Origin of the sequence: Streptococcus marimammalium DSM 18627 (assembly GCF_000380045.1) — a bacterium.
Taxonomy (GTDB): Bacteria; Bacillota; Bacilli; order Lactobacillales; family Streptococcaceae; genus Streptococcus; species Streptococcus marimammalium.
This window is the reverse complement of sequence record NZ_KB904351.1, coordinates 146,404-165,952: the sequence shown is the minus strand read 5'-3', so window position 1 is coordinate 165,952 and position 19,549 is coordinate 146,404. Positions and strand designations below refer to the sequence as shown.

At 32.7% G+C, this 19,549-nt stretch carries 16 protein-coding genes; 5 read left to right on the top strand and 11 right to left on the bottom strand.

Annotated features, from left to right (window positions below):
* Positions 1-49: 49 nt before the first annotated feature.
* Genes A3I1_RS0104205 through A3I1_RS0104195 form a run of 3 tightly spaced genes read left to right on the top strand, consistent with a single transcriptional unit; the run spans position 50 to position 3,418 of the window.
* Positions 50-1,411 (top strand): carbohydrate ABC transporter permease, encoded by a 1,362-nt coding sequence (locus A3I1_RS0104205; RefSeq protein WP_018370062.1) that lies wholly within the window; start codon positions 50-52, stop codon positions 1,409-1,411.
* Entirely contained in the window at positions 1,411-2,247 is an 837-nt protein-coding gene (locus A3I1_RS0104200) for a sugar ABC transporter permease (RefSeq protein WP_018370061.1), read from the top strand. The genes A3I1_RS0104205 and A3I1_RS0104200 overlap by 1 nt, the downstream gene beginning before the upstream one ends.
* 31 nt (positions 2,248-2,278) lie before the next feature.
* Entirely contained in the window at positions 2,279-3,418 is a 1,140-nt protein-coding gene (locus A3I1_RS0104195; RefSeq protein WP_018370060.1) for an ABC transporter ATP-binding protein, read from the top strand.
* 45 nt (positions 3,419-3,463) lie between these two features.
* Here A3I1_RS0104195 and A3I1_RS0104190 read toward each other — a convergent pair whose 3' ends face one another.
* The 3 genes from A3I1_RS0104190 to A3I1_RS0104180 all read right to left on the bottom strand — a co-directional run bounded on the left by A3I1_RS0104190 (position 3,464) and on the right by A3I1_RS0104180 (position 6,771).
* Positions 3,464-4,723, bottom strand: coding sequence for a UDP-N-acetylglucosamine 1-carboxyvinyltransferase (locus tag A3I1_RS0104190; protein WP_018370059.1), 1,260 nt, complete (start codon positions 4,721-4,723; stop codon positions 3,464-3,466).
* Positions 4,724-4,829: 106 nt separating this feature from the next.
* Positions 4,830-6,023: a methionine adenosyltransferase gene (gene metK, locus A3I1_RS0104185; protein WP_018370058.1), complete on the bottom strand. Its 1,194-nt coding sequence runs from the start codon at positions 6,021-6,023 to the stop codon at positions 4,830-4,832.
* A 217-nt stretch (positions 6,024-6,240) separates the two neighbouring features.
* On the bottom strand, positions 6,241-6,771 hold the full coding sequence (locus A3I1_RS0104180; protein ID WP_018370057.1) for a pneumococcal-type histidine triad protein: 531 nt from the start codon (positions 6,769-6,771) through the stop codon (positions 6,241-6,243).
* A 107-nt stretch (positions 6,772-6,878) separates the two neighbouring features.
* Between A3I1_RS0104180 and birA the strand changes: the two genes are divergently transcribed.
* Positions 6,879-7,820: a bifunctional biotin--[acetyl-CoA-carboxylase] ligase/biotin operon repressor BirA gene (gene birA, locus A3I1_RS0104175; protein WP_018370056.1), complete on the top strand. Its 942-nt coding sequence runs from the start codon at positions 6,879-6,881 to the stop codon at positions 7,818-7,820.
* Here the strand turns inward: birA and A3I1_RS08675 are convergent.
* The 6 genes from A3I1_RS08675 to A3I1_RS08360 form a co-directional block, all read right to left on the bottom strand.
* Complete coding sequence (locus tag A3I1_RS08675; RefSeq protein ID WP_419756767.1) at positions 7,792-7,953, bottom strand: DUF3272 family protein; 162 nt, start codon at positions 7,951-7,953, stop codon at positions 7,792-7,794. The two genes, birA and A3I1_RS08675, sit on opposite strands and share 29 nt — an antisense overlap.
* Before the next feature lie 194 nt (positions 7,954-8,147).
* On the bottom strand, positions 8,148-9,212 hold the full coding sequence (gene allD / locus A3I1_RS0104165; protein ID WP_018370055.1) for an ureidoglycolate dehydrogenase: 1,065 nt from the start codon (positions 9,210-9,212) through the stop codon (positions 8,148-8,150).
* A 43-nt stretch (positions 9,213-9,255) separates the two neighbouring features.
* On the bottom strand, positions 9,256-10,452 hold the full coding sequence (locus A3I1_RS0104160) for a dicarboxylate/amino acid:cation symporter (RefSeq protein WP_018370054.1): 1,197 nt from the start codon (positions 10,450-10,452) through the stop codon (positions 9,256-9,258).
* A 55-nt stretch (positions 10,453-10,507) separates the two neighbouring features.
* Positions 10,508-11,746, bottom strand: a complete 1,239-nt coding sequence (locus A3I1_RS0104155; protein ID WP_018370053.1) for an MFS transporter — start codon at positions 11,744-11,746, stop codon at positions 10,508-10,510.
* The gene (locus A3I1_RS0104150) at positions 11,743-12,450 is read right to left on the bottom strand and encodes an oxamate carbamoyltransferase subunit AllH family protein (RefSeq protein ID WP_149031793.1); all 708 of its coding nucleotides are present in this window, start codon (positions 12,448-12,450) and stop codon (positions 11,743-11,745) included. Before A3I1_RS0104150 ends, A3I1_RS0104155 begins: the two co-directional genes overlap by 4 nt.
* A gap of 133 nt (positions 12,451-12,583) precedes the next feature.
* A complete protein-coding gene (locus A3I1_RS08360; RefSeq protein WP_018370051.1) occupies positions 12,584-15,598 on the bottom strand; it encodes a bifunctional FdrA/YlbE family protein in 3,015 nt (1,004 codons plus the stop codon).
* 138 nt (positions 15,599-15,736) lie between these two features.
* Between A3I1_RS08360 and A3I1_RS0104135 the strand changes: the two genes are divergently transcribed.
* Entirely contained in the window at positions 15,737-17,287 is a 1,551-nt protein-coding gene (locus A3I1_RS0104135) for a PucR family transcriptional regulator (protein WP_018370050.1), read from the top strand.
* 23 nt (positions 17,288-17,310) lie between these two features.
* Here A3I1_RS0104135 and dnaX read toward each other — a convergent pair whose 3' ends face one another.
* Entirely contained in the window at positions 17,311-18,999 is a 1,689-nt protein-coding gene (gene dnaX / locus A3I1_RS0104130) for a DNA polymerase III subunit gamma/tau (protein ID WP_018370049.1), read from the bottom strand.
* The gene (locus tag A3I1_RS0104125) at positions 18,999-19,490 is read right to left on the bottom strand and encodes a GAF domain-containing protein (RefSeq protein ID WP_018370048.1); all 492 of its coding nucleotides are present in this window, start codon (positions 19,488-19,490) and stop codon (positions 18,999-19,001) included. Before A3I1_RS0104125 ends, dnaX begins: the two co-directional genes overlap by 1 nt.
* Positions 19,491-19,549: the final 59 nt, after the last annotated feature.

Sequence of the window (19,549 nt, the reverse complement as noted above, 5' to 3'; positions counted from 1 at the left end):
TGAGTTTAACTAGCAGAGTTTCTAATTAATAATATAAAGGAGTCTTTTTATGGCTAAAGCTATCACATATGAGAATGTTTCTGTCGCACAAGCATTTAAAGAAGGCGGTATTGACATTAAACTCTCTTTTTTAATTATGGGATTTGCCAACCTTGCTAATAAACAGTTTATTAAAGGATTACTATTTTTTCTAAGCGAAATTTTATTTTTCATTACTTTTTTTATTCAAGTCATTCCTGCTTTAGGTGGTTTAATCACATTAGGAACACAGACACAAGGCATGAAGACTCAAGAAGTAGATGGCATTACTCTTCAGGTAGCTGTTGATGGTGATAATTCCATGTTAATGCTAATTTTTGGTTTGGCATCACTTATCTTTTGTCTCTTTTTTAGCTATATTTATTGGTCAAATCTAAAAAGTGCAAGAAATATTTACCTTTTGAAAAAAAATAACCAAAAAATTCCTTCTTTTAAAGAAGATTTTGTAACATTAGCTAATGGTCGCTTTCATATGACTTTAATGACTGTCCCATTAATTGGAGTCCTATTTTTTACAATTTTACCACTTATTTATATGATTACGATTGCTTTTACAAATTTTGATCATAACCATTTGCCACCCAAGTCACTCTTTGATTGGGTAGGATTTACTAACTTTGGGAACGTCTTTAGTGGTCGAATGGCTGGCACTTTCTTTCCTGTTCTGTCTTGGACACTGATTTGGGCTGTTTTTGCCACTGCAACTAACTTTTTCTTTGGTGTAATTTTAGCATTATTAATCAGTACTAAAGGATTAAAGTTAAAGAAAATGTGGCGAACTATTTTTGTGATAACTATAGCTGTTCCACAATTTATTTCGCTCTTAATTATGAGAAACTTATTAAATGATGTTGGCCCTCTAAATTCTTTATTAAAAAATTTAGGGCTAATCACTGAGGGGCTACCTTTCTTATCAGATTCTCTTTGGGCAAAATTTTCAATTATTTTTGTCAATATGTGGGTTGGTATTCCTTTTACCATGTTAATTGCAACAGGTATTATCATGAATCTTCCTAGTGAACAAATTGAAGCAGCTGAAATTGATGGTGCAAGTAAGTTTCAAGTCTTTAAATCCATTACTTTCCCACAAATTTTGTTAATTATGACACCAACTCTAATTCAACAATTTGTTGGTAATATAAATAATTTTAATGTAATCTACCTACTTACTGGTGGTGGACCTACAAATTCACAGTTTTATCAGGCAGGAAGTACAGATCTTTTGGTGACTTGGCTGTATAAATTAACAGTAACTGCAGCTGACTATAACTTAGCTTCTGTTGTAGGGATTTTAATCTTCACAATATCAGCTATTTTCAGCTTATTGGCTTACACTAGGACTGCATCTTACAAGGAAGGAGCAGCAAAATAATGAAAAATAAAAAACAACTCCGTCTAACAATGGTGTATGTGACACTAATTATTCTATCAATTATTTGGTTATTTCCAATTGTTTGGGTTGTTCTAACCAGTTTTCGTGGCGAAGGCACAGCTTATGTTACTTACTTTATTCCTAAAACTTTTACTTTAGATAATTACATCAAACTATTTACAAGTAGCTCCTTTCCATTTGGACGTTGGTTTTTAAATACCTTGTTTGTTGCCTCTGCTACATGTGTTCTTTCAACATTTATCACAGTAGCAATGGCATACTCACTTAGTCGAATAAAATTCAAATTTAGAAATCACTTTTTAAAACTTGCTCTTATTCTTAATATGTTTCCAGGTTTTATGAGTATGATTGCCGTCTACTATATCTTAAAAGCTCTTGGTTTAACACAAACCTTAACATCACTAATTCTTGTCTACTCAGCTGGGGCAGCTTTAACTTTCTACATTGCCAAAGGATTTTTTGATACTATCCCATATTCTCTTGATGAGTCAGCAATGATTGATGGAGCAACAAGAATGGATATTTTCTTTAAAATTACTCTTCCCTTATCAAAACCCATTATAGTTTATACTGCATTACTTGCATTTATGGGACCATGGGTTGACTTTATCTTTGCTCAAGTTATCTTAGGTGATGCAACTAACAAATATACTGTAGCTATCGGTTTATTTTCAATGTTACAACCTGATACCATTAATGAATGGTTTATGGCTTTTACTGCAGGTTCTGTTCTAATAGCCATTCCAATAACCCTTCTCTTCATGTTCATGCAAAAGTATTATGTCGAAGGTATTACCGGTGGTTCTGTTAAGTAAGAAGCTAAAAAAATTGTGAGGAAAAATTGTTATGACAACAGTAAAATTAAATAATATTTATAAAAAATATCCTAATAGTAAGCACTATTCTGTCGAAAACTTCAATCTAGACATTAAAGACAAGGAATTTATCGTCTTTGTTGGTCCCTCAGGATGTGGAAAATCAACAACTCTTCGAATGATTGCTGGTTTAGAAGACATTACAAAAGGGGAACTTTATATTGATGAAGAACTCATGAATGATGCTGCTCCTAAGGATCGAGATATTGCTATGGTTTTTCAAAACTACGCTTTGTATCCCCATATGACAGTTTATGAAAATATGGCTTTTGGACTTAAACTTCGTAAATACAAAAAAGATGATATTGATAAACGTGTTCGTGAAGCTGCTGAAGCTATCGGTTTAACTGAATTTCTTGATCGTAAACCCGCTGATCTCTCAGGTGGACAACGTCAACGTGTGGCTATGGGGCGAGCAATTGTTCGCGATGCTAAAGTATTCTTAATGGATGAACCTCTTTCAAACCTAGATGCCAAGTTACGTGTTTCTATGCGTGCTGAAATTGCCAAAATTCACAGACGTATTGGATCAACGACTATTTATGTCACTCATGACCAAACTGAAGCAATGACACTTGCTGATCGTATTGTCATCATGAGTGCCACTAAAAATCCTGATGGCACTGGAACGATCGGTCGAGTAGAACAAATTGGTTCTCCTCAAGAACTCTATAACTACCCTGCCAACCAGTTTGTTGCAGGCTTTATTGGAAGCCCATCTATGAACTTCTTTAATGTTCGAATTGAAGGTGAAGAAATTGTTAATTCTGAAGGACTTCAAGTGTCAATTACTGAGGGACAAAGAAAAGCTCTAGAGGCAAAAGGTTACCTTAGCAAATCACTTATTTTCGGAATTCGTCCTGAAGATATTTCAAGTAATCAGATTGTACATGAAACTTATCCAAATGCTAATGTTACTGCTGAAGTTTTAGTTTCAGAATTATTAGGTAGTGAGACAATGCTCTATGTAAAACTTGGACAAACAGAATTTGCTGCACGCGTTGATGCAAGAGATTTCCATCAACCCGGCGAAAATGTCAACCTTACTTTTAATGTAGCTAAAGGCCATTTCTTTGATATGGAAAGCAAAAAACGTATACAACTTAATTAAAAAAAAAGCTATTTAGGAAATCCTAAATAGCTTTTTATATCAAATTTAATAATCAACAAGAACAATGTTAGCCCCTAGATGAGTTAATTTTTCAACAATATTGGAATAACCACGAAGAATAAATTCAACATTAGTGATTTCAGTCTCCCCTTCAGCCAATAAACCAGCAATAATTAAGGCTGCACCAGCTCTTAAATCAGTTGCTTTAACTTTAGCACCAAATAGCGAAGATGGTCCATTATAAATAATTTTACCACCAACTACAGAGATGTTAGCATTCATTCTTGCTAATTCTGCAACATGATTAATACGTTTTTCATATATAGTATCAATAATAACACCTCTTCCTTTTGAACGAAGTAATAAGGGTGTGATTGGTTGTTGTAAATCAGTTGCAAAGCCAGGATAAGGTGAAGTTTTAATCGTGACTGCCCTCAAATCATCTTGTTTTTCAACAAAAACACTATCTTCTTCAACAGTCATTTTCACACCCATCTCTTCAAGTTTTGAAATAAAACCTTCTAAGTGCTCATATAGGACATTATTGACTCTAATTCCATCTCCCACTGCAGCAGCAAGGGCAATATAAGTACCAGCCTCAATACGATCTGGAATCACTTGATGACGTGTACTTCCAAGGTGTGATACTCCCTCAATAGTGATAACATCAGTTCCTGCCCCTCGAATATGTGCCCCCATATTGTTTAAAAATGTAGCAACATCAATAATTTCAGGTTCTCTAGCAGCATTTTCAATAATAGTTTTTCCTTCAGCTTTTGTTGCAGCTAAAATTGTATTAATTGTTGCCCCAACGCTAACTGTATCCATATAAATATGACTTCCTTTTAGAGATTTTCCTTGAGTTGTTAATCTCATATACTCACCTTCAAAAGAAAATTTTGCTCCCATAGCTTCAAATGCTTTTAAATGTAAATCAATTGGTCTTGGACCAAGGTCACATCCACCAGGTAAACCCACAACAGCTTCACCAAATCGTCCTAAAAGACTCCCATAAAAATAATAAGAAGCTCTTAAGCTATTTATTTTACCATATGGCATAGGCTCATTTTGAATACCCTTTGAGTTGATTTCTAAAGAATCATTTTCTCTTTTAACCGATGCACCCATTGCAATAAGAATGTCAATAAGGCTATCTACATCACTAATATCTGGAACGCCATCTAATCTTACAATATCATCTGATAAAATGGCAGCAGGAATTAAAGCAACAATACTATTTTTTGCACCAGAAACTGTCACTTCACCTTTTAGAGTTTTTCCACCATTAATTATAATTTTTTTCATTTAATCATCTTTCCTATACTTGACTTCAACCTTTTCATTTTACCATATTATAGGTCACTTTGACAAATTTTATAGAATACAACAAAAAAGAGAGGTTATTCCTCTCTTATTTATCAGTTAAAATAGCTTGTAAGGCTTCAATTTTATCTAATCTTTCCCATGGTAAATCAAGATCAGTTCGTCCCATATGACCATAAACAGCTGTTTGTCTGTAAATAGGACGTTTTAGATCCAGCATTTTTATAATGCCTGCTGGACGCAGATCAAAAATTTGACGGACGGCTTTTTCCAATTTTTGTTCAGAAACTTGACTAGTGCCAAAAGTATCAATTCGAATGGATACAGGATGAGCAACACCAATAGCATAAGCTAATTGCACTTCGACTTTATTAGCAAAACCAGCTGCCACAATATTTTTAGCAATATACCTAGCAGCATAACTTGCCGATCGATCAACTTTTGTAGCATCCTTACCAGAAAAAGCACCACCACCATGACGAGAATAACCACCATAGGTATCAACAATAATTTTTCGACCTGTTAATCCTGAATCACCTTGCGGTCCTCCAATCACAAAACGACCAGTGGGATTGATAAAAAATTTAGTTTTTTCATCTAGGTATTCCAGAGGAATAATAGATTTAATAACCTTATCAATCATGTCCTTCTTAATTTGTTCCTGACTAATATGGGGATCATGTTGTGTCGAAATAACGACTGTGTCAACACGAATAGGTTTATCATTTTCATCATATTCAACCGTTACTTGACTTTTAGCATCAGGACGAAGATAAGAAAGTATTTCTTTTTTTCTTAGATCTGCCAATTTTCTAACTAACTGATGAGCCAGTGATATTGGAAGGGGCATCAATTCAGGTGTCTCATTGACAGCAAATCCAAACATTAAACCTTGATCTCCAGCACCAATAAGGCTAAGAGCATCTTCATCACCCGAACGATTCTCTAATGCTTTATTAACTCCTTGTGCAATATCTATTGATTGCTCAACAAGTGAAGGATGAACTCCTACTGTTTCTGCTGAAAAACCATAGTCTGTGTTAGTATAGCCAATTTCTGCTATGGTATCTCTAACCACACGATTGATATCAACATAAGCAGATGTTGTAATTTCTCCAAAGACATGAACTGAACCAGTGTAAACAACAGTTTCTGCTGCCACATGTGCATCAGGATCTTGTTCTAAAATAGCATCTAAAATGGCATCTGAAATCTGATCAGCTATCTTATCTGGATGACCTTCTGATACTGATTCAGAAGTGAATAATTTACGTTCTGACATAATTTTATGTCCCCCTTTTAATTTTTAGTGTTAAAAAGTTACAAAGTACTAGCAAAGCTATCTTTTCGGGACTTATTAACTTATCTATTGTAACATTTTTTTAGAAATAATTCATTTTATAATAATTTTTTTATTAAGTTTTTAATCAAATTCAACTTTAGTGTATTTGATTAAAAAACTAAAAACGTCCCAAAAATAGGACGTTGTAGAGGTAACTTTATTTATTATCATTGTCATGATCATCTTCGTGGTCATCATGATCTTCATCGTGGTCATCATGTTTTTCATGATCTTCATCGTGGTCATCACCCTCAGTTAAAGCAATAGCTTCTGCTTTAGTGAGAATGGTATCTGTATTTTCTCTATTTTTTGGATAATAGTAGAATTTTTCGTTGACTTTGATTATATGACCCTCAGCAACTTCATATAAAACATCGCTATCATTCAATTTATAACTACCTTCTGGTAAAGTAGTATCCAAGAATTTAGCATTATTTGGTACTTTTCCTTCTTGAAAATGATCGTGATCACCATGAACATACGCATAGCCATCTGACATAATTTCTGAAACAATGATAAGGTCATCATGATTAGCATGATCATCTTTATCGTCATGATCAGCAGTCACTTGCGTAGTTGCCACATCATCTTTTTGATTATCACTTATGGAAGCTTGACAAGCCACTAACATAAAGTAACCAGCAAGAATGAGACCAATAATTTTTATTATAGTAAGATTTTTTTTCATTTTCTCCTCCTTTTATTAACCAGTTAAGTATATCATAAACTTAAATTTTTCACAAGTTATAACATCATTAGAATGATTTTTCAAATTATTTGTATTATACTAGAAGCATGAAAACACATGAAAAAATTTTTTGCCATCTCTATAAATCAAAAGACTTTATCACTGGAGAAGAGTTGGGTTTTCTTTGTAAACTCTCTAGAACTGCTATTTGGAAAGCTATTCAAAAATTAGATTATCATGACATTAAGATTCAATCTCAAAAAAATCGAGGTTATCGATTACTATCCGGTGATTTATTAATTCCAGAAATAATTGAAAAACAAACTGGTATTGCTGTTACACTTAACCATAACAGTCAATCAACGCAATTAGATGCCAAAATTGGCATTCAAGAAGGTCAAAAAGCACCAAGACTGTATCTTGCTAGTAATCAAAAAGAAGCTAAAGGCAGATTTGGAAGATCTTTTTATGCGTCTTCTGGTGGTATTTATATGTCTTTACATATTCAACCTCATGTTGCTACAGATAAACAACCTGCTTATACAATGATGATTGCAAGTGCTATTGTTAAAGCTATCTCTCGATTAACCGGTATTGAAACACAAATAAAATGGGTTAATGATATCTATTTGGGACACAAAAAAATAGCTGGTATTATAACCGAGGCTATTAGTTCAGTTGAAACAGGAATGATAACTGATGTGATTATAGGTGTTGGTATCAATTTTAATATTAAAGAAATACCTAAAGAACTTGAAAATAAAGCAGCATCGCTTTTTTCAAAAGAACCTAGTATTACAAGAAATCAGCTCATCGTAGAAATTTTAAAATTATTTTTTACAATTCCTGAAGCAGATCTCGTTAAAGTCTATAAAGATAAATCTTTCATTTTAGACAAAGAAATTAGCTTTTTAGAAGATGGGAAAACTTATCAAGGGGTTGCTGAAGATATTACAGATAATGGTGCTTTAGTCGTCCAACTAGATAATGGAAAAACAAAAATCCTTTTAGGAGGTGACATTAGTCTTTCTTCTTGGAAGATGAATTAAAAAAAACCGTCCACTTACTAATAATATAGGCTTTTCGAAGATTTTGAAACAGAAAAATTGCCCAAAACCCAACTAACCAATAAGACTGATTAAAAAAGGCATCCGTTAAAAAATACGTTTCTAAACTACACATGGCAGCCAGAATAAAAAATTGTTTTAGTGTCATAAAAATATTCTATCAAAAAAACTGCTGAAAAGCAGTTTTTTTATGATGAAATTATAATTTACTCCAATATTATAAAAATCTGTTTACTATTTCCCAAGGTTAAAAGAGTTAAGATCTTTCCAGCTTAATTGAAATGAAAATGAAAATTCCATGCCTAAATGTTATTTTGCAAAAGGATCTTTGTCACCGTATTTATCAAAATGAAGTGTATCAGATTTAAGGTAGTCGATAATCCATTTTGGAATATTAATGCCTGTTTCTTTATTCTTTTGATAAGTTAGAATATTTGGCTCACCAGGATAGTAAACTTGTTCAAAGCCTTTGGCTGGTTTCACTTCATGCAATTCATTAATACTTTGTTCCACATAATTTTTAAAAACTTCAAGATTAATAAATCGAGAAGGGTCAATAACAATAAAGAGATGCCCTAAGTCTCTTCCTTTTGTCATATCTGCATACATGGATGAGACATGTTTCCCAAAAGGTAAGCCAAGCATAACACCACTAAGCATATCAACCATCATCATCAAACCATATCCCTTAGGTCCTGATAAAGGAAGTAGACCAGAAACAGCCATTGGATCAGTAGTTGGTATACCATGACAATCTACTGCCCAAGTTTCAGGAATAGCTTTGCCTTTGGATCTAGCATCTAAAATTTTACCCCAAGCTTGAACAGTTGTTGCCATATCAAAAACGACAGGTCGGCCATTTTTTCGTGGTGCGCCAAAACCAATAGGATTGGTACCATAGTAAACCTCAGAACCTCCATAAGGTACTACCATTGGGTCAGATTGACAAATAGAAATAGCTACTAAATCTTCATTTGCTAATTTTTCTAGATAATAAGACATGGTTCCTGTATGACTTACTTTAGATAAACCAACAATGGCAACTCCTGTTTCTTTTGCCATTTCAATAATAGGTCCCAACGCTAAATTAGCAACGTAATGACCTTGAGCATTGTCACCATGATAAATAGCTGTGCTAGCTCCAGTTTTTTCAAATTTTAAGTTAGGATGACGCGTCACACCACCTTTATCTATTCGTTCAGCATAGTAATCAACACGAACAGCACCGTGAGAGTGAATCCCTGACATATCAGCAAAAACTAGATGATTAGCAACCTCTATTGCTTGTTCTTTTGGAAGACCAGCTCTTAGTAACTTATCAAAAATTAATTGATGTAATTCAGAATCTTTTATTTTAATTAATTGTTCATCCACTTTAGAATCCTCCCATGAGAAAATAGAATTGTTGACAGTTGACTCATTTTTTTAATTCACCAACGGTTTTTGCTACTAACATAGCAGTAAAAACATCAGAATCAACATTTAAAATCGTTCTTATCATTCCAACAAAGTAATCAACACCTGCAAACAATGCCACAGCTTCTATTGGAATTCCCATTTGTGGAAAAATAATTGCTAAAGATACGATACTAGAACCTGGGGCAACAGAATTAGCCAAAGAAACTAGAGAAGCTAAGACACCCAAATAGATTAATTTATCAATTCCAAGGTTAAATGAGTACATTTGGGCAACAGTAACAACTGTAATTGCCATGTGCATAGCCGCTCCATTACTATTTAATGAAACTCCCAACGGTAAAACCAAATTAGTGACATAATCATCTATTTTTAAATATTTTTTTGCACCTTCAATAGCAGTTGACAAAGTAATTGCAGATGAACCCGTTGTAAGGGCAACAACAGACATTTCTTTAATGCCTTTAACGAGAAAAGAAATAGACTTCTTACAATAAAAACTAACAACAGCAATCCAAATACATAAAAATAGCAAGGTAGCAAACGCATAAACCAATAAATATTTTAAAAGTGGTAAAATTACAGATAAACCTGCCTCACTAATAGTATCCGCTACCAAACTAAATATCCCTATTGGTGCTAATACCATAACAATTCTAATAACAACCATTACAATATCATTCAATTCTTCTAAAATTCTTAAAACAATATTATTGGTATGATTTTGAACATACATATTGATGGCTGTTCCAAAAACCAAAGAAAAGACAATAATTTGGATAATAGATCCACTAGATAGTGAGGCAAAAATATTAGATGGGAAAAAGTCAGCAAATGTTTCGGACAAATTTAATTCTTGTGCTGTTATTGCCTCCTCAGATGCTAAAGATATGGAAACACCTTGACCAGGTTTAAAAAGAGAACCAAAAAGAATTCCCCAAAAAGCAGCAATTAAAGTAGATACTGCAAATATGGTAATGGTGAGACCACCAATCTTAGAAATATCCTTTTTTTCAATACTTCCTAAAGCATAGACAATTTGTCCAAATATTAGAATAGGAATTGACATTTGCATTAATTTCAAAAATATTTTTCCAAAAATACTAAAATAGGCTGTCAAATTAGGAAACAAAAGTCCAAATGCAATCCCCACAATAACAGCTAGCACAATTTGGGAAATAAAAGATATTTTTTTCATTGCTAGCATCCTTTCACTTTTTGAAATTTTAACAATATATCAATCAACCATTAAACTAAATCTTTTTTGTATCTTGAGCTATCATTCCAAATAGAACTAGAGCAACCATTAACATTGCTGATGCTAAGTAGAATCCAATTTGCATAGAACCAGCGTTATCTGAAATAAAGCCAGTAACATAAGGAGCAAGGATTGAACCTGACATTCCAATGAAGTTATAAGCACTAAGAGTTGTTGATAGTCTACCTTTTGGTGCATGGCTGTTAACATAAGAGATTAAAATTGGATCGAGTGCTAATTTACCTGTTAATCCATAAAGAATTAAAACTGCAATAAGTAATCCTTGATTTTCAACAAAAGCAATGAGTGATACTGATAAGGCTGCTAGGGGCACTAAGAAATATGCTAATTTTTTAGTACTACCAATTTTATCCTTCATTCTTGCAAAAAATAATGCACCAGGAATAGAAGCCCAAGGAACAAGTGAAGAAATAAAACCGACACTAGAGCCTTCAAAACCACGTTCACTAATCAAGAATTGAGGTAACCAAGTGATAATAACAAAATTAGCATAGATACTTCCAAATAGTAAAATGAAGGCAAAAACAAGATTTTTATTACCAAAAATTTGTTTGAAAAAATTTCCTTTATTTGCAATTTCTAGCTCGCCAGTTTCTGATTCAATATTTCCATTTTCTTGAACAACTTTTTCTTTTAGCATTGTATAAAATAAAATACCAACAATAGCTGTTGGAACAGCCATGATAAAGAAAGGTTGACTCCAATCTTGTCCTCCTTCTAAAACAAGAGCACTTGAGAGTAGATAACCACCTGAAGTCCCAAAAGCCATACCACTATTAATAATAGCATTTCCTAGTGTCACTCTATCTTTAGGGATAGATTCAGAAGATAAAGCATATTGAGGTCCATAGTAAGCACCTTGTGCTATCCCTGCAATAGCACGAATAAGTAAGAACATCGCAAAGGTGCTAGCCAAACCACTAAGAAAGGTTGAAATGGCTAACCCTAAGAAACCAATTGTAATAACTAATTTTCTACCATATTTATCTCCAATTGCTCCAAATGGAATTTGAGCTACTGCATAAGTTAGGAAGAATATACTATTAGCTAATCCTAATTCTGTATTTGTAAGATTAAACTCTTCCCCAACAACTCCCATAATTGGATTAAAAATGGTACGAGTAGCATACATCAATATCCAACCAACAAAGAATAATCCAACTACCCTTATCCAGTAGGTATTATTAACTCTCTCTATTTTATGATTGTTCATTTTATATTCCTCGAGTGCATCTGTATTACAAATGATATTGCAAGAAATAATCCTAAAAGCATATCACTTCCAGAACTATGCCCAATTTTTTGTATGTTAGAGATGCATCTTTCCAATTTATTTTTTTCACAATAATGATGGTTTCTTAACCAAAGATATAGCTCATAAAGTGGTGTGCTCACCGATTGATTGAGACACGCCTTTAAGTAAGAAGCACTAATTAAAGTTGTTTTATCTAAAAAGTTTTCTATAAAAGATGATACTCGTTTTCTTTGATTATCATCACAAATAATCATCATAAAAAGATATGTCATTAAAATATCATCACCACTAGGAGTCAAGCCCTGGCCTCGGCCAATTAATTGTTCAACTGACTGTTCTAGTTCTGAAGGACTTGCTTTAACATTGGTTAGTGTTGAAAGAGCTTTTTGTGCACCATTTCCTAACCCGTTTTTTACTGATAAATGACTATTGTGTTCTAAATAATTTTTTAAAATATTTAATTTTTTATCAAATTGTTTCGTAAAGTCTATCTTATCTATCCTTAATCCAATAACAATCTCTTTATATTGTGTTTGATATATCCCATTAAAACTATAAATCATCAATGTTTTATCAGTTAGCTTAACTAAGTTTTCAACTTGAAGGTAAGGAACTAGCAGTTGGTAGTCAAGTTTTGATATCCGAATACCAAAACTTGACATAAAATCCTCATTACTACTAACATGAACCAACTGATGATTTATTAAAATATTAAAAGATGAGTTGAAGACACTGTGAATATGACCTATAGGGCCAAATTTTTCTAAAGGATAGACATAGCAACTAACCTCTATGTTAATCAACTTTTATTCCTCTTGATTTAGCATAAGCTTCCAGTGCCTTTTCAAAACAGCCAAGAGGAGCACGAACGGTCCCAGCTCCAACTTGTCCTACTCCTGCTTTCTTATGGGCAATACCAGTATTGATTAACGGTGTAATACCTGTTTCGACAACTTTACGAATGTCAATGCCTAAAAGTGATCCTTGGAAATCCCATGTTGGAATTGACCAATTTGGATTATGTGTAAGAGTTATTTTCTCCATTTCATTAGAAATATTAAGTGCATCTTTAAAGCCACCAGCACCAACAAATCGTGTAACACCTGGTGCTGAAATCATAGCCATAGCTCCAACCCCAACAGTTTCAGTAATAGCGCTATCACCAATATCTGGATTACCATCTTCTTCTTTGAACCCTGTAAAATATAAACCAATTGGGGTATTAACTGGTGCTGTATACCATTCATCATCTGTTTCAGCAATTCTAATACCAAAGTCAACTCCGTTTCTAGTCATAGTGGTGACAATTGTCCCCTTGCTACCAGTACGTGCACTATCAACGATTACTTTACCAATGGCCATCATAATATTTAAGAAGAATTGATCTGTATCTGATAAAAATTTAATAACATCATATTTTGTTTTTTGATCGACATCTTTTAATGACGTAATTAAAGGTGATATTTCTTTTAAAAAGTTTAATGAAGCAGCAATATTACGTTGATGGAATTCATCACCCATTGTAATGGCACGCGCAATCAAAACATTTAAATTGATGCCTTCTTTAGAAACATTTAAAGCTTTAGAGATAACTGGTCCAAGTACATTACGCATCCAGTTAAGACGATCTATAACTTCTTGTGAATAGGCACCAAATCTAAGAACTTTTCCAATTCCTTCATTTAAAGTACAGTACCCACGGACCCCATCAATCTTGTTTTCAACAATCAAAACAGGCATATTAGCTGAGGTAATACCACCCATTGGTCCAACAGCTTTCACATGATGACATGGTATAAAGCGAACAGCTCCTGAACTCAACAATTTAACGGCCTCTTCTTCTGAACTAGCCCATTTCTCAAATAATGCTGCTCCAATACATGACCCTTTCATTGGGCCTGTCATTACATCCCAAGTAATTGGTGGTCCAGCATGTAAAAGTGTTTTATGGTTTTTATCATTTAATTCAGATATAACACTCTTTGCTGGTTGAACATCAATCAAGAATGGTTGTGCTTCCTTCATTTTAGTAATCACTTTGTTGTTTTCTTCATCAATTTCATCTGCTATTTCTTCAAGAGCAGATAAAATTTTAATCATTTTTTTATTGCCACTAGCTCTTGGACGCCAGTTGAACTGTTCTGATATTCCTCCATAATCTTCAACTGATTTATTAAAACTTTGAAGACCAATATTAATTACTCGTGGTTTTGTTGTAATAAGTTCCATTACAGCTTCACTAGGTTGTGGTAATTCTAAATAATCACCTGTATAAGGTTTTGAATCTTTAACAACTTCTTTGAAATCATAGCCTTTTAGTTGTAATGCTAATCGAACTGCTTTTGCATTAGTATCTTCAATTAGAACACCAGCTTCATCCAAGCGTTTTACAGTGTCCTCATAACCCTGAGGGTCTTGATGTGTACCAACAACAGTTGCAACAAAATGTAGTTTACGATGATCTGCTTTAGCTTTTTCTAATTCCTCAATAATAGCTGGTAATAAGGCTGAAGCCATATCATCATGAGCACCATAACCTAAAACAAAGTCTAAAAGAATTACTCCAGTATTTTTATCTTGAGCAAATTCATGAATTTTTTGAATACGTGTTTCTGGGTCAATCATTGGGTGTGGTTTACCTTGGGTATAAACGTCATCACCTAGGTCAATTATCTCGTAGCCTTCAGCTCTTAAAACATAGCCTTCACTTTTAGCCGCACTAGTTAAATCAAGTGTTTCTTTAATCATCATTGCTGCTTCTGATGCCAATGTTCCACCTGAATATAATCCTTTAACCACTTTGTCTTCTGATAAACTAGCTAAATCATGATGTTTTAAATCTTCTAGATAATTTTGTTTTATCGTCTTTCCCTTGGCCAAATCAACAGCAATTTTTGCTGTTTCTTCTAAAGTATGTGCTAAGTAAACTTTACCAATATGGTTCTTTGGATTTTCACCTAGGAAGATTGCAACGACTGGTTTTTTCACACTTTGCAATAAACTAACAACATCATCACGAACTTCTTTAGCAGGAGGTTTAGAAATAATACACAAAACATCCGTTTCTTTATGATTCTCTAATGCAATAATAGCATCCTTAACAGTGATTGCACCAACTTCTGAACTTAAATCTCTGCCACCAGTTCCTATGGCATGGACAACACCACCTCCTAAACGATCAATTATAGTAGTTACTTCTTGAATACCAGTTCCTGAAGCACCAACAATGCCAATATTTCCTGGTTTAACAACGTTAGTAAAAGCTATTGGAATACTTGAAATAATACCAGTTCCACAATCAGGGCCCATCATCAATAGCCCTTTATCATGTGCCATTTTTTTTAATCTCACTTCATCTTCGATAGCTATATTATCGGTAAACGAAAAAACATGAAGATTATGACGTAAGGCTGTTTCAATTTCTTGTGCACCGTATTCTCCTGGAATACTAAAAACAGCCAAGTTAGCATTAGGTAAATGTTCTACTGCTTCATTCCAACTAGTTGAAATTGTTGTTTTACTGTCTTTTGATTTGACAGATAAATCATCTAAAAAAGTAGTTACCTCCTCAAGTACAATCTCAAGAATATCTGAACGCCCACTATTAACCACAATCATCAAGTCATTAGCAGAAGCTTCTTTAGCCTCATCTGTTAATAAACCCGTATTAGCTAGAATGTCTTTATTAGCATTTGTTCCCATCATTACTTGACTCATAACCACATCATCAAGCCCATTAATTTTATCTGTCAATAACATTAGGTTAATGGAATCTTGATAGTTATTTTTCAAAATTTTCGTAAATAACATTTTTTGACCTCCTTAAGTTATTATTAATCTTTCATAACTATTATACAAGGTTATGTTAACGCTTTCATTTGCCATTATTCTAATTTTTTGATATAATTTTTATCCAATATGGATAAAAATATATAATCGGAGTTAGTTATGAAAATAAAAGAATTACTTCAATTAGATCCCTTTAAAGACTGTGTTGTCAAAACAAGTTACATCGGTTTAGATAATGAAATTGAATCAGCAATGATACTTGAAGCCATTGATATTGAAAAATGGGGAAGAAAAAATCAACTTATCTTAACTTCTTTTTTTGCGTTAAAAGATCTAGATCAAAAAATGCTTGAAAAATTTTTTGCCACTATTCATGAAATAGGTATTAGTGGCATTATTTTAAAATTAAATCGCTTAATTGAATCAACACCTGAAAATATGATTAATCTTTGCTATCATTATCAAATTCCTTTAATTGAAATAAAAGGTGATGTTAACTATGAAAAAGTTTTAACCGCCATTTATGAGCCCTTATTAAATAAACAAACAACCTTACTAAGAACCTATTATGATGCAAATAAAGTTTTTTCAGCTTTAAAAAATTCCTCTGCAACCTATAAAGAAATTATTGAGCGTTTAGAAAGCATGATTTCAAAAAGTTGTCAGTTGACTATTCCTAGAGAAAATATTGTCATTAACAATCAACACACTTTTTTTAGTGATTGGGACTGTATCCAAACAGAAACTTTATCAACTGAATACACCGATAATACCTATCATATTACTACTCTAAAACATCACTCAATAGATCAATTAATTTATAAAATTACTGTTCAATATACCTCTCAGTCATTAATTCCTTTTGCCATTGACATCTTTCAACCAGAGCCTCAATTTGAACATTGTCACATTATGATTGTTGAAAATGCAATGGAAGCAATTCAACATAAACTCCAAATTGATTTATCCATTAAGCACGAATATTTTAATATCTATAATAACATTGCTGCTTCCATTTTTTTTGGTACGTCACCAAATGATAAAGAAAAAAATGATTTACTTGAAGAAACCAATTTACTTGCTCATCCCTATTATCAAGCAGTGGGTATTGGCAAACACATTCCACATGATAATGAAACTCTAAGATTATTAAGAAAAAAATTACAAGATATTTTTCCAAATAATCTCTACTATGAAAATAGAAAATATATAATTGTTCTTTTTAATATTCCAAAAAAGAGTGATAAATTGACAATTGAAAAACTTTCAAAAAAAATACCGACTCTATCTCTATTTAATGTTGTTATAAGTAGTTTCAGCGACAAAGATAATATCCATATTCTTTTTAATGAATGTTTAGATATGATTTATTTTAATAAAGAATATCACGTCTTCAACCTTATGACCATTACTGACTTAGGAGTATTTAGACATTTTTTGGATGCAAAAAATGATTTTTTCAACACTGATTTAGCTAATAACTTAACAAAATTAAAAGAAAAAAAACCTGAACTATTTGACACTTTCCTTAATTTTATTCTTTGTAAAGAAAACTATCAATTAACTGCCCAACAAATGTTTCTTCATCCTAAAACAGTAAGGTATCGTATCAATAAAATTCAAAAACTCCTTGATTTTGATATTAGAAATCCTATCCAAAACCTCAATTATTCAATGGCAACAATTATTATCAATTTTAATGCAAAGTAAAAAAACTGCCTAAGGCAGTTTTTTTATTTAACTTTTGGTAAATCATCAACCGTTTCTATCTTATCAGCTAAAAAAAAGAAATTATCAGGAATCATTGGTTGATTAATTTTTTTTTCTGTTTCTTGTTCATTTGGGGGATTATTTTTCAATTTACTTGTAAATTCTGTTCGAATCACTTCAAAATCATGTTTTGAAATAGCTAAAATATTTGGTGAAAAACCTGCTATTTTGCTCATAATATTACCAAAAATTGTATTCAAGTCAGAACGTCTCATTGCTTGTTCAGCATTAAAGGCTGCCTCAAATGCCAAAATGGCATTTTCACTATTGGCAAGAACGGGTTCAGATCCAAGGAGCAAAGCTCGATCTTGTGATGAAATACTATCTAAAATTTCATTCCATGCTGATTTTAAAGCCTCTAAATATTCTCTTGATTTTTGACTATCTTGAACAGTTTCCTCCATAATTGTCAAAATTTTACTTTTATCAATTTTTAAAGAAACGGTTTTTGTCGCCTTAATTGTTTTGGACATCACTTGATTTGATGGAATTTGTGACAAAGAAGACAAAAGAGCTTTCAAAGAGTTAACCTCTTCTTTTAAAGTTTGGAATTCCTGTATAAATTCTTCATTTATACTATTAGCCACTTCTTTAAATTCTGACAACTTCACTGTCATAGTTTCAGCATAAATTTTAGGATGGTCACCAGTTTTAATTTCGGTCAAACTTGCTGTCACAATATTAATTAAGTTAAGAATATAGGTCTGTGATAATTGTTGATTATTCAAAAAATATGAACTGTTATAGGTGCTTGAACCTCCACTTTTAACAATCAAAAGTTCTCTCAAATAATTAAGTAAATCAATAGCAAAACGACTCATGTTTTTACCACTAGAAAAAATAGTATTTAAATTGTCAAGTGCTTCTATAGTTTGATGATTAATTACATGATGCACATAAGTATCTAACGCAGATAAAGCAATACTTCCCGTAATATCCTCAACAACACCAATAGAAATGTGATTATCACTACTAAGGCTTCTTGCTTGATCAAGAATAGATAAGGCATCGCGCATGCCACCTTCAGCACGATTGGCAATAATGGTTAAAGCCTCATCATCAAAAGTCATTTGTTCTTTTTTTAAAATAAAAGCTAAATGCTCTTTAATAGCAACTAAACTAATGGCTCTAAATTCAAAACGTTGTACACGTGATAAAATTGTTGCAGGAATTTTATGTAATTCAGTTGTTGCAAGAATGAACACAACGTTTTCTGTTGGTTCTTCTAGTGTCTTTAATAAAGCATTAAAAGCACCCGTAGACAACATATGTACTTCATCAATGATATAAACCTTATAAGTTGCTCTACTAGGAGCATAAGTTGATTTATCACGAATATTACGAATATCATCAACACCATTATTTGAAGCAGCATCAATTTCAATCACATCATCTAGTTGACCAGCTGTAATATCTTTACAAATATCACAATAATTACATGGTTCTCCATCTAACTGATTAGGACAATTAATGGCTTTAGCAAAAATTTTTGCAGCACTTGTTTTACCAGTCCCCCGAGGGCCAGAAAAAAGATAGGCATGGCTAATTTTCCTAGTTGCTACAGCTTGTTTAAGGGTTTTTGAAATTATCTTTTGGCCAACCATTTCAGAAAATGTTTGACTACGGTATTTACGATAAAGGGCTTGATACATTACTTATCCACTCCAAACATGTCAAAATTAAATTCTGTTTTCTCAAGTAAGATGTTAATAAATTTTTCCAAATACTCTCTATCAATATCATCATAGTCAGCTATCAAAGAAGAATCCAAGTCTAAAACACCAATTAATTTGTTATTCTTGACCATAGGTAAAACAATTTCACTCATAGCAGCAGCATCACAAGAAATATAGTTCTCATGCTTTGTCACATCATCAACAATAAGAGTTTTTCTTTTTTGTGCGGATTCGCCACAAACACCCTTACCTAAAGTAATACGAACACAAGAAACACCACCTTGAAAGGGACCTAAAATAAGTTCCTGCCCATCATATAAATAAAAACCAGAAAAAACTGTGTTAGGCAAGGTTTGTTTGATTAAAGCGCTAGCATTAGAAAGGTTGGCTAGTGCATTATTTTCATTTTCAAATAGGGCTTTTGCTTGTTCTATCATAATTTGATAATATTTTTTTTTAACAGTCATTATTTAGTTACTACTTTCTTTGTTTACAGTTTGATTTGTTAAAGATATTTTATTTTACC

Excerpts from the sequence above, each read along its gene's own strand:
- A3I1_RS0104205 (WP_018370062.1), top strand. The coding sequence starts at position 50 with ATGGCTAAAGCTATCACATATGAGAATGTTTCTGTCGCACAAGCATTT.
- A3I1_RS0104200 (WP_018370061.1), top strand. The coding sequence starts at position 1,411 with ATGAAAAATAAAAAACAACTCCGTCTAACAATGGTGTATGTGACACTA.
- A3I1_RS0104195 (WP_018370060.1), top strand. The coding sequence starts at position 2,279 with ATGACAACAGTAAAATTAAATAATATTTATAAAAAATATCCTAATAGT.
- A3I1_RS0104190 (WP_018370059.1), bottom strand. The coding sequence starts at position 4,723 with ATGAAAAAAATTATAATTAATGGTGGAAAAACTCTAAAAGGTGAAGTG.
- metK (WP_018370058.1), bottom strand. The coding sequence starts at position 6,023 with ATGTCAGAACGTAAATTATTCACTTCTGAATCAGTATCAGAAGGTCAT.
- A3I1_RS0104180 (WP_018370057.1), bottom strand. The coding sequence starts at position 6,771 with ATGAAAAAAAATCTTACTATAATAAAAATTATTGGTCTCATTCTTGCT.
- birA (WP_018370056.1), top strand. The coding sequence starts at position 6,879 with ATGAAAACACATGAAAAAATTTTTTGCCATCTCTATAAATCAAAAGAC.
- A3I1_RS08675 (WP_419756767.1), bottom strand. The coding sequence starts at position 7,953 with ATGTGTAGTTTAGAAACGTATTTTTTAACGGATGCCTTTTTTAATCAG.
- A3I1_RS0104160 (WP_018370054.1), bottom strand. The coding sequence starts at position 10,452 with ATGAAAAAAATATCTTTTATTTCCCAAATTGTGCTAGCTGTTATTGTG.
- A3I1_RS0104155 (WP_018370053.1), bottom strand. The coding sequence starts at position 11,746 with ATGAACAATCATAAAATAGAGAGAGTTAATAATACCTACTGGATAAGG.
- A3I1_RS0104150 (WP_149031793.1), bottom strand. The coding sequence starts at position 12,450 with ATGTCAAGTTTTGGTATTCGGATATCAAAACTTGACTACCAACTGCTA.
- A3I1_RS08360 (WP_018370051.1), bottom strand. The coding sequence starts at position 15,598 with ATGTTATTTACGAAAATTTTGAAAAATAACTATCAAGATTCCATTAAC.
- A3I1_RS0104135 (WP_018370050.1), top strand. The coding sequence starts at position 15,737 with ATGAAAATAAAAGAATTACTTCAATTAGATCCCTTTAAAGACTGTGTT.
- dnaX (WP_018370049.1), bottom strand. The coding sequence starts at position 18,999 with ATGTATCAAGCCCTTTATCGTAAATACCGTAGTCAAACATTTTCTGAA.
- A3I1_RS0104125 (WP_018370048.1), bottom strand. The coding sequence starts at position 19,490 with ATGACTGTTAAAAAAAAATATTATCAAATTATGATAGAACAAGCAAAA.